The sequence below is a fragment of the Williamsia herbipolensis genome (assembly GCF_036153515.1).
In the GTDB taxonomy this organism is placed as follows: Bacteria; Actinomycetota; Actinomycetes; order Mycobacteriales; family Mycobacteriaceae; genus Williamsia_A; species Williamsia_A herbipolensis.
In genome coordinates this window covers 171837-186718 of record NZ_CP108021.1, presented here as the reverse complement: position 1 = coordinate 186718, position 14882 = coordinate 171837, and the positions used below count along the sequence as shown (strand labels likewise).

Below are 14882 nucleotides of genomic sequence, written 5' to 3'. Positions count from 1 at the left end.
CGGCGCGGACCCTCAGACGTCGGGACCGCGCTGATCGCGAGCGGCACGGCGTTGCGCCTCGGCGCGCTCGCGGACCGTGCGACGGAACTCCTCCTCGGCGCGGGCGTCGTCGGCGGCCGACCGCGCCGGGGCCACGGCGGGCTTCGTCGACGGCCTCGACAGCCGGCCCTCGCGGGGAGGCGCGCCCTCGTCGTCGCCGTCGTCCTTCGAGGGCCGTCCGAGCGCGAACCAGGCGATCGGTCCCAGCAGCGGCAGGACCATCGCGCCGAGCACCCAGACCATCTTCGGCAGGCCGCGGACGGTACGCCCGTCGGCCACGACGATGTCGACGGCGACCGCGACGATGATGACGGCGTAGATCAGGACGAGGTACGGCACTGCGTCACCACCTCCTGCGCGGGTGTCGGATCGGACTGGACATCGCGGTGCTCAGAACGTCGCGGAGCGCAGGGCGATCTCGCTGGCCAGGGCGGCGGGCGCGTTCTGCGGGATCCAGTGGTCGATGCCGGGAAGTTCACAGAATCGATAGTCGGAGTAGACCATCCGTCCGCTGCCCTCCGCCTGTCCACGTCCTAGGGCGGTGTCGCCGTCGCTCCACACCATGGTGGTCGGCACCTCCACGGGCGGACAGGCGAGGTTGGCCTTGATGTCGCCGGTGAAGTTGGCGCGATACCAGTTGATGGCGCCGGTCAGTCCGGACCGTTCCAGCAGGGGTGCGACCGAGTCGTCGGGCACGATGCTGCGCAGGAACGCGGCGTCGTCGGCGAGCAGGCCGTCCTCGGCCGCGGGGTCGATCAGCTTCGGGATGTACGACGAGCGCTCACGCTGGTCCCCGTCGGTCGCCAACGCCCCGGAGATGGCACCGGGATGTCCGACGCTGACCGCGACGAGCCCGGTGAGGCGGCCCGGGTGTCGACCGGCGAGATGCCACGCGACCAGCGCACCCCAGTCGTGGCCGACCACCAGCGCGTAGGAGATGCCGAGCGCGTCGAGGATGCCGACGGCGTCGTCGACGAGGTGGGGCAACCGGTAGGCGTCGACATCGGTCGGTCGCGCGCCCGGGGAGTACCCGCGCTGGTCGGGTACCACGGTGCGGAGTCCGGAATTGTGCAGGCGCGGGACGACCTCGTCGAAACACGTTCCACTGCTGGGGAATCCGTGCAGCAGCAACACGACGGGTCCGGTGGGGGGCCCACCGACCCGGACGGTGAAGTCGTGGTCACCGACGGTCACGATCTGCGTGTCGACGTTCATCACCTCGAGCCTACGTGGCGCTCGGGCGCGCTCGCGGGCGCCAACCCCAGGGTCACGGTCGGCAGGCTCCGCGGCACACCGTCGGCCAGGAGGCCGTCGATCGCGGCGAGGTCGACGTGCGCGGTGAACAGGTCGGCGATCAGGTCGATCTGCGCCATGCGGGCAGCGTCGACATCGGTGTCGGGGGCCACCACGAACCCGGTCTTGCCGACCCTGTCGGCGACCTCGGCGAGCACTGCGCGCCGCACGGCGCCGTTGGCCAGCAGTCCGTGCCAATGGGTGCCCCACACCGCGCCCACCACGCATCCCTCGGGCCCGTTGTCGTCATCGACGATCCAGTGCGGATGCGGCGCCGGGCGGGTGAGACGACCGTGGTGGATCTCGTAACCGGTGATCGCGTCCTCGCCGGCACCGTCGAGGTGACCCCGGACCTCGCGGACCAGCTTGGTCTCGTCGAAGACGATGTCGATGTCGAGGAGTCCGAGTCCATCGACGACGCCGCCCCCGGATTCGACCGTGTCGTCGATCCGTCGCGCGAGCATCTGGTAGCCGCCGCAGACCGCGACGATCGGGCGACCGTGTGCCGCCCGGTCGATGAGCGCTGCGTCCAGTCCGCGTGCACGGAGCCAGGCGAGGTCGGAGACGGTGGCGCGCGTGCCGGGCAGGACCGCCAGGTCGGCGGCGGCCACCGAGGCCATGTCGTCGACCCACCGGACATCGACGCCCGGTTCGCACGCGAGTGCCTCGAGGTCGGTCGAGTTCGACAGTCGAGGGAGACGGATGGCGGCGACGGTGATGCGTTGCGACCCGAGCGCGGGGATCGACGGACCGATCGCGCGCCCGATCGGTGACGACAGCGAGTCCTCGGCGTCGAGCCACATGTCGTCGGCCCACGGGATCACCCCGAGAGTCGGGCGGCCACACAGGTCGTGCAGCTGCCGCAGTCCGGGGTCGAGGATCGACTGTGCGCCACGGAACTTGTTGATCAGGAACCCGGCGACCCGTGACTGATCCTCGGGCGGGAGTGCGGCGACGCTGCCGAGCAGATGCGCCAGCACTCCCCCGCGGTCGATGTCGCCGACCACCACCACCGGGATGTCGGCGGCGGCCGCGAGGCCCATGTTGGCGATGTCGGTGGCGCGCAGGTTGATCTCGGCGATCGATCCGGCGCCCTCGCACACCACGACGTCGAAATCGCCGCGCAGCGAGGCGAGTTCGGATGCCACGATGTCGGCGAGTGCGGCGCGGCGTGAGTGGTAGTCGGTCGCCGTGATCCACCCGTCGGCGACCCCGCGCACCACCACCTGGGATCGACGGTCGCTACCGGGTTTGAGCAGCACCGGGTTGAATCGGGTCGAGGGGGCGAGTCCGCAGGCGAACGCCTGCATGCCCTGGGCGCGCCCGATCTCACCACCGTCGGCGGTGACGACCGAGTTGTTGGACATGTTCTGCGCCTTGAACGGCGCGACCGACAGGCCGCGGCGGTGCAGCACGCGGCAGAGACCGGCCACGAGCAGGCTCTTGCCCGCGTCGGAACTGGTGCCGCCGATCAGGAGTGCGCCGCTCACCGACGCCCTACTCCGATGGCAACGTGAGGATCTCGGCGCCGTCGTCGGTGACGACGAGCGTGTGCTCGAACTGGGCGGTCCATTTCTTGTCGCGGGTGACCACCGTCCAGTCGTCCTCCCACATGTCCCACGCCAACGCGCCGAGGTTGATCATCGGCTCGATCGTGAACACCATCCCCGGCTCCATCACCGTGTCCACGTTCGGCTGGTCGTAGTGCAGGACGATGAGTCCGTTGTGGAAGGTCTCACCGATGCCGTGGCCGGTGAAATCGCGCACCACCGAATAGCCGAAGCGGTTCGCGTAGGCCTCGATCACCCGGCCGATGACGTTGAGCTCGCGCCCGGGTCGGACGGCCTTGATGGCCCGCATGGTGGCGGTGTGGGTGCGTTCGACGAGGTCGGCGTGTTCGGCGCTCACGTCACCGGCGAGGAAGGTCGCGTTGGTGTCGCCGTGGACGCCGTCGATGTAGGCGGTGACGTCGATGTTGACGATGTCGCCGTCGGCGATGACCGTCGAGTCCGGGATGCCGTGGCAGATCACCTCGTTGAGCGAGGTGCAGCACGACTTGGGGAACCCGCGGTAGCCGAGGGTCGACGGGTAGGCGCCGTGATCGATCATGTACTCGTGGGCGATCCGGTCGAGGGCGTCGGTCGTCACGCCCGGCGCCACGGCCTTGCCGGCCTCGGCAAGGGCGTCGGCGGCGATGCGACCGGCGACCCGCATCTTCTCGATCGTCTCCGGGGTCTGCACCCACGGCTCGTGGCCCTCGTTCACGGTCGGACGCCACGCGTACTCCGGTCGCGGGATCGACGGCGGCACCGGCAGGGTCGGCGAGACGACCCCGGGCTGCAGAGCAGTGCGTACGGACATGGCGTCCATCGTATCGGGCGGCCGTGACGGGGCCGGCGCGCGTCGTCAGTCCAGGAAGTCCGGCGGCAGTGCGGTGAAGAAGTCACGGGTCACCGCGACGGCGTTGTCCGAACTCGCCCCGAGCACCACCAGTGTCGCGAAGGCGAGATCGCCGCGGTAGCCGGCGAACCAGGCGTGCGAGCCGCCGGGGACCTCGGCCTCACCGGTCTTGCCGTAGACCTCACCCTGGTCCTTGATCCGGTCGGCGGTGCCGTCGACGACCACCGCGCGCATCATCGGCCGCAGCTGTCGGATCACGGCGGGACTGATGGTCGGGTGCGGACCGGACACGGTGGTCGCGCGGTCGAGGATGAGTTGCGGCACCGGGGTGGAGCCGTGGGCGACGGTCGCCGCGACCAGGGCCAGACCGAACGGACTGGTGAGCACCTTGCCCTGACCGAATCCGTCCTCGGTGCGGGAGATCAGTTCCGGCGCGATCGGCACCGAGCCGGAGTCGACGGGGATGCCGGGCACGTCGTACCGGGTGCCGATGCCCATCGACGCCGCGGCGTGGGCCAGATCCGACGGCCCCATCTCGCTGGCCAGCTTGGCGAAGGTGGTGTTGCAGGACTTGGCGAAGGCCTGGAGCATCGACACGTCTCCGAGGGAGAAGTTGTCGTAGTTCGGGATGGTGCGCTGCCCGATCGTCACCTCTCCGGGACATCCGACGGTCGTCGACGGTGTCGACAGGCCGGTCCCGATCGCCGCGGCCGAGGTCACCATCTTGAACGTCGAGCCGGGCGGGTACTGACCGATCGTCGCGAGCGGACCGACCTTGTCGGCCAGCGCGTTCTGCGCGACGGCCAGCAGCCGCCCGGTGGACGGCTGGATCACCACCATCATCGTCTGGAACCGTGACGCGGCGTCGACGGCGCGTTGTGCGGCCTGTTGGACGCTGCGGGACAGGCTGATCGACACCGACGGCGACGGCGCGGGGTCGACCTCGGCGAGCACCCCGGCGGTGGCACCGTTGGCGTTGAGCGACAACACCCGCCAGCCGGCCTTGCCGTCGAGGTCGCTGGCCACCTGCTTCTTGACCTGTCCGAGCAGATCGGGCGCGAACGTCGGGTCGGTGGGAACCAGGTCGGCGAGGTCGGTGCTGGTCACCCCCGGGATGGCGGCCAACAGGTCACTGACCTGGTCGAACTGGCCTCGATCGAGGGTGGCGACAGAGTAGGTGCCCGAGGTCGCCGTGGCGCCCTCGGCGATCGCCTGGGCGCTGACGGTCGGGACGAACCGGCCGACCACCGACGCCAACTGCGTGGCCGAATCGGCGACCGATCCCGTCGCGGCGGCCTTCGTCGCGTCGATGCCGACGCGGTAGACCGTTCCGGGGACGAGCACCGACGACCCGTCGGACTCGTTCACCGAGCCCACCGGGGCAGGGATCGACTCCAGCGACATCCGTTGCGTCGCACCGAGATCGGGGTGGATGTCGGTGGAGTCCCACCGCACCTGCCATCCCGAGTCGGCGCGCGCCATGTTCAGCGTCGCCGTGTACTTCCACGTCTGGGCGCGTGGGAGGGTCCAGGCGTAGGTGACGTCGACCGTGGCGGTGTCGCCGGAGACCTTGGTCCGACCAGCGGTCGCGGTCATCGCCGACGCCTGCAATCCCGACCACGCGGCGTCGATGTCGGTCGACGCCTGCTGCGGGGAGTCGGTGCGCGCGGCCGCCTGATCGGTGCGATGACCGCCGAACACACCGAGGAACGCCGCCGCAGCCGCGCGGGGGCCGTCGTCGGTACCGGAGCACGCCGTTCCCGCGGCCACGATGATCGAGGCCACCGCGACGGCGCCCAGGCGAGCGGTGAGTCGGCGCGATCGAGGCGGGTGCGAAGTCGTCATCGAGACCGAGACTAGGTGCCCCACCCCGCCCGATCGTGGTGCCACGCAGCGGGTGCACCTGAGAATCTCCCCAGGGATCGCCGAGGGATGGATCAGTCGACGAGAACGGTCGCAAACGTGCCGACCTCGGTGAAACCGACCTTCGCGTAGGCGGCGCGGGCCGCGGTGTTGAAGCCGTTGACGTAGAGGCTCGAGGTGCGTCCCTCGGCGGCGATCGCGGACACGACCGCGGCGGTGCCGGATGCACCGAGTCCCTCCCCGCGGCGGTGGTGTGCGACCCAGACGCCCTGGATCTGGCCGACGGTGGACGACATCGAGCCGATCTCGGCCTTGAAGACGACCTCACCGTTCTCGAACCGGGCGAACGCGCGGCCGGCGCCGATCAGCGAGGCGATGCGTCGCCGGTAGGACCGTCCTCCGTCGCCGGCGCACGGGTCCACGCCGACCTCGCCGTGGAACATCTCGATCGCGGCGGGGAGGTAGGCGTCGATCTCGCTGATCCGCACGCGGCGGACGGCTCGGTCGGGACCCACCGACGGCGGCCCGGACATCGCGAGCAGCGGTTGATCGGCGCGGACCTCACGTGCGGGTCCCCAGTGCGCCTTCGCGTGCTCCCAGAACGCCAGGACATGCTCGGCCCGCCCGACGATCGACGAACACACGCGCGGGTTGCGGGTCGCGCGGGCGGCGAACATCTCCATGTCGGCGGCGTCGCCGAGCATCGGGATGAGATTCGCGCCCGAGAAACACAGCGACGTCGTCGGTTCGGTGTTGGTCCACAGCTCACCCCCGAGCAGACGCGGGGTCACACCCTGTTCCTCCACCCGCGCGGCCACCATGCACATCGCGACCGGGTCGAGAGCCAGTGCGGCACCGACCGCCTCGGCGTCGCGTGCGCCGAGGGGCTTGTCGCCCAACAACTTCAACACGGTCGCTCCCGGCCCGGGCAGTGGTGGCCCGACCTGTCGGACGACGGGTCGAGAGGTGGAGAAGTGCGCGGTGTCGCAGGCGTCGGTGGGCTAACCGACGCTGACGACCGGTGATCCGGTGGTGGCACCATCGCCAGTCTCCCCCGAATCGGCGGCAATGCGAAGAGCTTCTTCGATCAGAGTTTCCACGATCTGCGCCTCGGGCACGGTCTTGATGACCTCTCCCTTGACGAAGATCTGTCCGCGGCCGTTGCCCGAGGCCACGCCCAGGTCGGCCTCGCGGGCCTCACCGGGACCGTTGACGACGCAGCCCATCACCGCGACGCGCAGCGGCACCTCCATGCCCTCGAGGCCGGCACTGACCTCGTCGGCGAGTTTGTAGACGTCGACCTGCGCGCGTCCACACGAGGGGCAGGACACGATCTCGAGCTTGCGGGGACGCAGGTTGAACGACTGCAGGATCTGGTCGCCGACCTTGATCTCCTCGGCCGGCGGGGCCGACAGCGACACGCGGATGGTGTCGCCGATGCCCTCGGACAGCAGAGCACCGAACGCGACCGCGGACTTGATGGTGCCCTGGAACGCCGGGCCGGCCTCGGTGACGCCGAGGTGCAGCGGGTAGTCCGACTGCGCGGCGAGCTGACGGTAGGCCTCGACCATGATCACCGGGTCGTTGTGCTTCACCGAGATCTTGATGTCGCCGAACCCGTGTTCCTCGAACAGGCTCGCCTCCCACAGCGCCGACTCCACGAGGGCCTCGGGAGTCGCCTTGCCGTACTTCGCGAGCAACCGGGGGTCGAGGGAACCGGCGTTGACGCCGATGCGGATCGGGATGTTCGCGTCCTTCGCGGCGAGCGCGACGTCCTTCACGCGCCCGTCGAACTCCTTGATGTTGCCGGGATTCACGCGCACGGCGGCACATCCGGCGTCGATCGCGGCGAAGATGTAGCGCGGCTGGAAGTGGATGTCGGCGATCACCGGGATCTGACTCTTCTTCGCGATGATCGCGAGCGCGTCGGCGTCCTCCTGCCGGGGGCAGGCCACGCGGACGATGTCGCATCCCGACGCGGTCAGCTCGGCGATCTGCTGCAGGGTCGCGTTGATGTCGTGGGTCTTGGTGGTCGTCATCGACTGCACCGAGATGGGGTGGTCGCTGCCGACACCGACCGTGCCGACCTGGATCTGGCGGGTCTTCCGGCGCGGCGCGAGCACCGGCGGGGGTGCTGCGGGCATACCGAGTCCGATGGACACGGGACCGGAGGTGGGATCGCTGGGCATGAGAGTGCCTTCCTAGAAGACCTTGATGGGATTGATGATGTCGGCGGAGAGGGTGAGGACCATGTAGCAGCCCATCACCGCGAGCACCGCGTACGTCGCGGGCATCAGCTTGAGGTAGTCGACGGGGCCCTTCGCCGCCTTGCCGAGGCGACGGCGGACCGCGTTGCGGCCCTTCTCGTATCCGATGAGCGCCATGTGACCGCCGTCGAGCGGCAACAGCGGGACGAGGTTGAACAGGCCGAGGAAGAAGTTGATGCTCGCCAGCAGGAAGATGAAGAAGCTCCAGGATCCCCGCTCGGCGGCCTGACCGCCGATGACCGAGGCGCCGTAGACGCTGACGGGGGTGTCGGCGGCGCGTTCACCGCCGGTCACCGACGTCCACAGGGCGCCGACCTTCTGCGGGAGCGAGAGCAGCGCATCCCATGTCCGTGCGACCAGTTGGCCGGTGAACACCACGGCCCCGGGGACCGCGGTCAGCGCGGTGTACTCGTTGATGCCCTTGTCACCGAGCCCCACACCGATCGCACCGACGGTGGCGGTCGTGGTGGTGCCGTCGCTGTTGCGGACCGGTCGCTGCACCTGCGACACCGGCACGGTGAGCGTCTGCTCGCGTCCGTCACGCTCGACGGTGATCGCCACCGAGCCGGTCGCCTTCTGGATGGCGGCGACCAGCTCGCCGGAGTTGTCACCGCGATCGCCGTTCACCGCGATCACGCGGTCGCCGGTGCGCAGACCCGCGGCCTGGGCCGGGCTGCCGCCCGAGCAGGGGGTGAGGTCGCCGTTGGGTTGCACGGACGGCGCCACGCACGCCATCGACCCGACCGAGACCTCGGTCTTGCCGCTGATCACCGGCAGTCCGGCGGTCAGAGCGAGGATCACGATCAGCACGAACCCGAGGATGAAGTTCTGCATCGGCCCGGCCAGCAACACCACGAGGCGCTTCCACGCCTTCTGGCGGTACATCGCCCGGTGTTCGAAGCGGGGGTCGATCTCGTCGTAGGTGGTCATGCCGGCGATGTCGCAGAACCCACCCAGCGGCAGCCACTTGAGTCCGTACTCGGTGTCACCACGTTTCGTCGACCAGATGGTCGGGCCGAACCCGATGAAGTAACGGCGCACCAGCATGCCAGTGCGTTGCGCGGCCCACATGTGCCCACACTCGTGCCACGCGATCGACAACAACAGGCCGACCGCGAACAGCAGCACACCCAGGATGAAACCCACCGCGCTCGAGACCTCCAGTCACTGTGTCGTCCAGTCGGTGAGGAACACCGACGCCGGAGTTCCCGGCGGTCACCTCGCGTGGCGTGTGACCAGTTCGTGGGCGCGGCGACGAGCCCAGTCGTCGGCCGCGAGAACCTCCTCCACGGTACCCGGGGTCGCGGTCCACTCGTCGGCCTGCGCGAGGACCTCACCGATGACACCCACGATCCGCGGGAACGCGATGGTGCCCGCGAAGAACCCGTCGGCCGCCGCCTCGTTGGCCGCGTTGAACACCGCGGTCAACGATCCGCCCCGTGTGCCTGCCGATCGGGCCAGGTCGATGGCCGGGAACACCTCGGAGTCGACGGGTTCGAAGGTCCACGACGACGCCGTGGAGAAGTCGCAGGCGGCCGAGGCGCCGGGTACCCGGTGCGGCCACCCCAGGGCCAGGGCGATCGGCAGCTTCATCGACGGCGGCGAGGCCTTGGCGACGGTGGCGCCGTCGACGAAGGTCACCATCGAGTGCACGATCGACTGCGGGTGGACCGTCACGTCGATGCGGTCGTAGGGCACCCCGAACAGCAGGTGCGCCTCGACGACCTCGAGGGCCTTGTTGACCAGGGTCGCCGAGTTCAGCGTGATCATCGGACCCATCGACCACGTCGGGTGCTTGCCCGCCTGCTCGGGTGTCACCGACTCCAGCTGCTCGGCGGTGTGGCCGCGGAAGGGGCCGCCGGACGCGGTCAGCACCAGTCGGTCCACCTCTGCCGCGCTGCCGGCACGGAGGCACTGCGCGATCGCCGAGTGCTCGGAGTCGACGGGCACGATCTGATCGGGTGCCGCCGCGGCGAGGACCAGGGCGCCCCCGGCGACCAGCGATTCCTTGTTCGCCAGGGCCAGCGACGCGCCCGTCGCCAGGGCCGCGAGGGTCGGGCGCAGGCCCAGGGATCCGACGACGGCGTTGAGGACGACGTCGGCGTGAACCGACTCGACGAGGTCGCACATGGCATCGGGACCCGAGCGGAGCGACGACCAGCCCATCCGGTCGGCGAGCTCCCGGGCGGCAGCGGCGTCGGCGACCGCGACCGCCTCGGCACCCAGCCGTAGTGTCCGGATCTGCTGGGCGAGGAGGTCGATGCTCGACCCGCCCGCCCCGACCCCGACGACGACGAACTTCTCGGGGTTGGCGGCGATCACCTCGAGGGCCTGCACACCGATCGAGCCGGTGGAGCCGAGGATCAGGACTCGCCTGACGGAGGGTGCGTCGCTGGGGGTCACCGACTCATTGTGGTGGGCGGTGATGGGCGTGCCAATGCCGGGCCACGTCGACCCGTCGCGTGATCCACACCCGTTCGTGGGACTGCACGTGGTCGAGGAATCGTTCCAGTGCCGCGATCCGCGCGGGGCGGCCGACGATCCGGCAGTGCAGGCCGATCGACAGCATCGCCGGGGCGCCGGCGGTCCCCTCGGCGTAGAGCACGTCGAACGCGTCGCGCAGGTGGGCGAAGAAGTCCTCGCCGGTCGAGAAGCCCGACGACGACGAGAAGCGCATGTCGTTGGTGTCGAGGGTGTACGGGACCACCAGGTGGTGTCCGGCCGGCTGGTCCTCCGCCGACGCGGGGATCGGAACCCAGTACGGCAGGTCGTCGGCGTAGCTGTCGGAGTCGTAGAGGAATCCGCCGTGGGCGATGACCAGCGACCGGGTGTTCGGGGAGTCGCGACCGGTGTACCAGCCGACAGGGGCCTCACCGGTGATCTCGGTGAGCAGGTCGACGGCCTCGGCCATGTGCGCGCGTTCGACCTCGGGGGGCGTCTGTTGATAGTTGAGCCACCGCAGGCCGTGCGCCGCGATCTCGTGACCGCGCTCGACGAACGCCGCGGCGACCTCGGGGTTGCGGGCCATCGCCTGGGCTACGGCGAACACCGTCAGCGGCAATCCGCGGCGCTCGAAGGTGCGCAACACGCGCCACACGCCGGCACGGGACCCGTACTCGTAGAGCGATTCCATGCTCATGTGCCGGTCGGGATAGGCGGCCGGCGCGGCCATCTCGGAGAGGAACGTCTCGCTGGCCGGGTCGCCGTCGAGGACGCTGTTCTCCGACCCCTCCTCGTAGTTCAGGACGAACTGCACGGCGATGGCCGCGTCGTCCGGCCAGTGCGGGTGGGGACGGTGCTCCCCGTACCCGACGAGGTCGCGGGGCAGGTTCTCGGACCGGTATCTCGACAGCGACACGCCCGTCATCCTCCCATCGTCGATGCGCCGGTGCATCGTGGTCGGTGCCGACGATATGCTGTGCCTACTACGCGCCATCGTTGACCGCGGCCGACCGCCGCGACACCGGTCACGAGAAGGAGAAACCAGTGGCAAGCAGCGAGGTCGAGCACGCCGACACCCATTCCCACGAGGTCGAGGTCGTCGACACCGGATGGGCCCACGAGCCGCCGGACGCCCCCTCGGCCCGCTTCGGGTGGCACGGCGAGAGCCTGCCGGCGATGCGCATCGCCGGCTGGATCAGCGGCATCGCGCTGCTGGCCATGAACATCGGCAACCACCAGGGACACGTCGAGGACCTGTACCTGATCGGTTTCACCGCGGCGCTGTGGTTCGTGCTGCTGCGCGATGTGTACCTGCGTCGCGGCAAGTGGCGTAACTGAGCGGTCCGGTCTAACCCTCGGCCGCGAGCTGCCCGCAGGCGGCGGCGATCTCCTGTCCGCGGGTGTCGCGGACGGTGCACGCCACTCCTCCGGCCACGACCCGCCGCACGAACTCGCGCTCGACCGGCTTGGGCGCGGCGTCCCATGCGCTGCCCGGTGTCGGGTTGAGCGGGATGACGTTCACGTGCACCAGCTGGCCGAGGTGCTTGCGTAGTCGTTTCGCCAACAGGTCGGCGCGCCACGGTTGATCGTTGACGTCCTTGATGAGGGCGTACTCGATCGACACGCGGCGACCGGAGGTGTCGGCGTAATACCGTGCGGCCGAGAGGACCTCGTCGACCGACCACCGGTTGTTGACGGGGACCAGCGTGTCGCGGAGTTCGTCGTCGGGCGTGTGCAGCGACACCGCGAGACGCACCTGCCACCCCTCGTCGGCCAGCCGCCGGATCGCCGGCGCGAGACCCACCGTGGAGACGGTGACCGATCGCTGCGAGATGCCGAGCCCCTCGGGCGCCGGGGAGATGATGCGCGACACCGCGTCTCGGACCCGGTTGTAGTTCGCGAGCGGTTCGCCCATGCCCATGAACACCACGTTCGACAGTCGGCGCGTGTTCGGTGCGCCGCCCGACAGCTCGCCTTCGGCAACCGCTCGCGCCGCCGCGCGGACCTGGTCGACGATCTCGGCGGTCGACAGGTTGCGGTCGAGACCGCCCTGGCCGGTCGCGCAGAACGGGCAGGCCATGCCGCAGCCCGCCTGCGACGACACACACACCGTGGTGCGGTCGGAGTAACCCATGAGGACCGACTCGAGCATCGTGCCGTCGTGCAGACGCCACAGCGTCTTCCGGGTGGTGCCGTCGTCGCACGAGATGTGTCGGACCGGGGTCATCAACGTCGGGAACAACGCCGCGCCGACCGCGGTCCGGACCGCGGCGGGGAGATCGGTCATCGCCTCCGGATCGGCCTCGAGACGTCCGTAGTACTGGCGGGCGAGCTGGTCGGCACGGAACCCCGGCAGTCCGAGCTTCGTGACGGCCTCGGTGCGCTGCGCACGGTCCAGATCGGCCAGATGCGTGGGCGGACGTCCCCGCTTGGGGGCGTCGAAGACCAACGGGAGGTCGAGACCGGGCATGGGTCAACGTTCTCGCAGTTCGGGGTGGAAATCCAATCGGGCCGCGTCGCCCGCCTGTCGCGCCGGACCTGTCGCGCCGCGGGTGTCCGACGAGGGATGATGTGGGAATGACATACAACGAGCCGACCCCGGCCGATCCCCACAAGTCCGCATCGGATCTCCCCCCGGTCGACGACACCTCCGGACCCGCCCATCAGGACTCCGTGAAGCAGGCCCTCAGCGAGGTGCGGCACACCCGGACCAAGTCCGCGTGGGTCGGCCTCATCGTCGGCGCGATCGTCCTGATCCTGCTGCTGGTCTTCATCGTCCAGAACCTCGACAAGCAGGCCATCCAGCTCTTCTTCTGGGAGGTCAACCTGCCGCAGGGCGTCAGCCTGTTGATCGCCGCGATCGCCGGCGCGCTGATCACCGCGGTCGTCGGCGGTGCGCGGATGTTCCAGGTACGCCGCGCGGTGCGCAAGGCCTGATGTCGACGTCGCGCGTCGCGTCCCTCGGGCGCGGCGTGCGGCGGTCGGTGTCCGCCGAGGCCCGGGTCAGAGCAGGGCGCCGAGGATGGCCCACACGACGAACGCCGACGGCAGGATCGAGTCGAGTCGGTCCATGATGCCGCCGTGGCCCGGGAGCAGGGTGCCCATGTCCTTGATGCCGAGATCGCGCTTGACCTGTGACTCGACGAGGTCGCCGAGAGTGGCGCACACCACCAGCACCGGCCCGAGGATCAGGCCGATCCACCAGTGGGCGTCGACGAGGTAGGTGACGACGAGTACCGCGCCCACCGTGCCGAAGACCAACGACCCCGCCATGCCCTCCCACGATTTCTTGGGCGAGATGGCGGGCACCATCGGGTGTTTGCCGAACAGGACGCCGGCGGTGTAGCCGCCCACGTCGGAGCAGACGACCACGATCATGAGCGTCAGCACGCGCGCCCACCCGTGACTCTGCAGCACCATCGCGACGGCGAACGACGCGAGCAGCGGCAACCACGCGAGGATCAGCACCGTGACGGCGAGATCGCGCAGATAGTTGACCGGCGCCGTGGTGCGCCCCTGTGACAGCAACTTCCAGATCATCGCGACGAGGACGGTCGCCACGAACGACACGAGCGCACCGGTCGCGCCGAAAGGCCACGCAGTCCACATGATCGCCTGGCCGCCGCCGATGAGCGGGACGATCCCGACGTCGTAGCCACCGGCGCGGACCCGCTTGGCCACCTCCCAGGTCGCGACCGCGATGGACACCGCCACCACCGGGATCCACACCAGCGGCGCGAAGACGAGGATCAGGATGACGCCGACGCCGAGACCGCCGCCGACGGCGAAGGCCGCGGGCAGATCGCGCCCGGCCCGGGACTTCTTCTGCGGCGCCCCGGACGCGGAGGGATCGGAGGAAGACGGGTCCGGGTGGGACGGATCCGGGGCGGCCGTCGGCCTCGCTTCACTCACTCCCAGTCCTTGTCTGTCGTTCGGTGGCGCCGCCGGAGCTGATCGCCGTTCGTCGCGGTCACCGGGGACGCCGGTTCCCGTCGGAGGGCCTCACACCTCCAGCAGTTCGCCCTCTTTGCGCGTCACCAGGTCGTCCACCTGGGCGACGTAACCGGCTGTGGTCTTGTCGAGGTCCTTCTCGGCCCGGTTGACCTCGTCCTCGCCGGCCTCGCCGTCCTTCTGGATCCGCTTGAGCTCGTCGGCGGCCTTGCGGCGGACGTTGCGGATGGAGATCTTCGCGTCCTCACCCTTCGACTTCACCTGCTTCACCAGCTCGCGGCGACGCTCCTCGGTCAGCTGCGGGATCGCCACCCGGATGATGTTGCCGTCGTTGGTGGGGTTCACGCCGAGGTCGGAGTTGCGGATGGCGGTCTCGATCGCGTTGAGCGATGACGCCTCGTAGGGCTTGATGATGATCATCCGCGCCTCGGGGGCGGTGATCGACGAGACCTGCGTGATCGGTGTCATCGCGCCGTAGTAGTCGATGACGATGCGGTTGAACATCGACGGGTTCGCTCGTCCGGTCCGGATCGACCCCATGTCGTCCTTGGCCACACCGACGGCTTTCTCCATCTTCTCCTCGGCATCGAAGAGTGCTTCGTCGATCACGGTTTCGCCTCCGTTGTG

15 protein-coding genes are annotated in these 14882 nt (G+C 69.7%); 2 read left to right on the top strand and 13 right to left on the bottom strand.

Annotation, left to right across the window (positions count from 1 at the left end; translation table 11 throughout):
• Positions 1 to 12: 12 nt before the first annotated feature.
• The 10 genes from OG579_RS00820 to puuE form a co-directional block, all read right to left on the bottom strand.
• Positions 13 to 378, bottom strand: a complete 366-nt coding sequence (locus OG579_RS00820) for a PLD nuclease N-terminal domain-containing protein (protein ID WP_328857740.1) — start codon at positions 376 to 378, stop codon at positions 13 to 15.
• Positions 379 to 429: 51 nt separating this feature from the next.
• Complete coding sequence (locus OG579_RS00815; protein ID WP_328857739.1) at positions 430 to 1254, bottom strand: alpha/beta fold hydrolase; 825 nt, start codon at positions 1252 to 1254, stop codon at positions 430 to 432.
• The gene (locus tag OG579_RS00810) at positions 1254 to 2822 is read right to left on the bottom strand and encodes a cobyric acid synthase (protein ID WP_328857738.1); all 1569 of its coding nucleotides are present in this window, start codon (positions 2820 to 2822) and stop codon (positions 1254 to 1256) included. The genes OG579_RS00815 and OG579_RS00810 overlap by 1 nt, the downstream gene beginning before the upstream one ends.
• A gap of 7 nt (positions 2823 to 2829) precedes the next feature.
• Positions 2830 to 3693, bottom strand: coding sequence for a type I methionyl aminopeptidase (map, locus tag OG579_RS00805; RefSeq protein ID WP_328857737.1), 864 nt, complete (start codon positions 3691 to 3693; stop codon positions 2830 to 2832).
• Positions 3694 to 3738: 45 nt separating this feature from the next.
• A complete protein-coding gene (locus OG579_RS00800; protein WP_328857736.1) occupies positions 3739 to 5577 on the bottom strand; it encodes a penicillin-binding transpeptidase domain-containing protein in 1839 nt (612 codons plus the stop codon).
• Positions 5578 to 5669: 92 nt separating this feature from the next.
• Positions 5670 to 6506 carry a GNAT family N-acetyltransferase gene (locus OG579_RS00795; protein WP_045822460.1) on the bottom strand — a complete coding sequence of 279 codons (837 nt, stop codon included), beginning with the start codon at positions 6504 to 6506 and terminating at the stop codon, positions 5670 to 5672.
• A gap of 90 nt (positions 6507 to 6596) precedes the next feature.
• Entirely contained in the window at positions 6597 to 7784 is a 1188-nt protein-coding gene (ispG, locus tag OG579_RS00790) for a flavodoxin-dependent (E)-4-hydroxy-3-methylbut-2-enyl-diphosphate synthase (RefSeq protein ID WP_045822459.1), read from the bottom strand.
• Positions 7785 to 7796: 12 nt separating this feature from the next.
• Positions 7797 to 9008, bottom strand: a complete 1212-nt coding sequence (locus OG579_RS00785) for a M50 family metallopeptidase (RefSeq protein ID WP_328857735.1) — start codon at positions 9006 to 9008, stop codon at positions 7797 to 7799.
• 69 nt (positions 9009 to 9077) lie between these two features.
• Positions 9078 to 10265, bottom strand: a complete 1188-nt coding sequence (dxr, locus tag OG579_RS00780) for a 1-deoxy-D-xylulose-5-phosphate reductoisomerase (RefSeq protein ID WP_328857734.1) — start codon at positions 10263 to 10265, stop codon at positions 9078 to 9080.
• 4 nt (positions 10266 to 10269) lie between these two features.
• A complete protein-coding gene (gene puuE / locus OG579_RS00775) occupies positions 10270 to 11229 on the bottom strand; it encodes an allantoinase PuuE (RefSeq protein WP_045822456.1) in 960 nt (319 codons plus the stop codon).
• A gap of 119 nt (positions 11230 to 11348) precedes the next feature.
• On the opposite strand from puuE, the gene OG579_RS00770 reads away from it, so the two are divergent.
• The gene (locus OG579_RS00770) at positions 11349 to 11642 is read left to right on the top strand and encodes a DUF2631 domain-containing protein (RefSeq protein WP_328857733.1); all 294 of its coding nucleotides are present in this window, start codon (positions 11349 to 11351) and stop codon (positions 11640 to 11642) included.
• A gap of 10 nt (positions 11643 to 11652) precedes the next feature.
• Here the strand turns inward: OG579_RS00770 and rlmN are convergent, their stop codons facing one another.
• On the bottom strand, positions 11653 to 12774 hold the full coding sequence (gene rlmN / locus OG579_RS00765) for a 23S rRNA (adenine(2503)-C(2))-methyltransferase RlmN (protein ID WP_328857732.1): 1122 nt from the start codon (positions 12772 to 12774) through the stop codon (positions 11653 to 11655).
• A gap of 107 nt (positions 12775 to 12881) precedes the next feature.
• On the opposite strand from rlmN, the gene OG579_RS00760 reads away from it, so the two are divergent.
• Positions 12882 to 13241 carry a LapA family protein gene (locus tag OG579_RS00760; protein ID WP_045822441.1) on the top strand — a complete coding sequence of 120 codons (360 nt, stop codon included), beginning with the start codon at positions 12882 to 12884 and terminating at the stop codon, positions 13239 to 13241.
• Positions 13242 to 13307: 66 nt separating this feature from the next.
• On the opposite strand, the gene OG579_RS00755 is transcribed toward OG579_RS00760, so the two are convergent.
• Both OG579_RS00755 and frr read right to left on the bottom strand, forming a co-directional pair.
• Positions 13308 to 14222 carry a phosphatidate cytidylyltransferase gene (locus OG579_RS00755; RefSeq protein WP_408068788.1) on the bottom strand — a complete coding sequence of 305 codons (915 nt, stop codon included), beginning with the start codon at positions 14220 to 14222 and terminating at the stop codon, positions 13308 to 13310.
• Positions 14223 to 14306: 84 nt separating this feature from the next.
• Positions 14307 to 14864 (bottom strand): ribosome recycling factor, encoded by a 558-nt coding sequence (gene frr, locus OG579_RS00750; RefSeq protein ID WP_045822439.1) that lies wholly within the window; start codon positions 14862 to 14864, stop codon positions 14307 to 14309.
• Between the last annotated feature and the right edge of the window lie 18 nt (positions 14865 to 14882).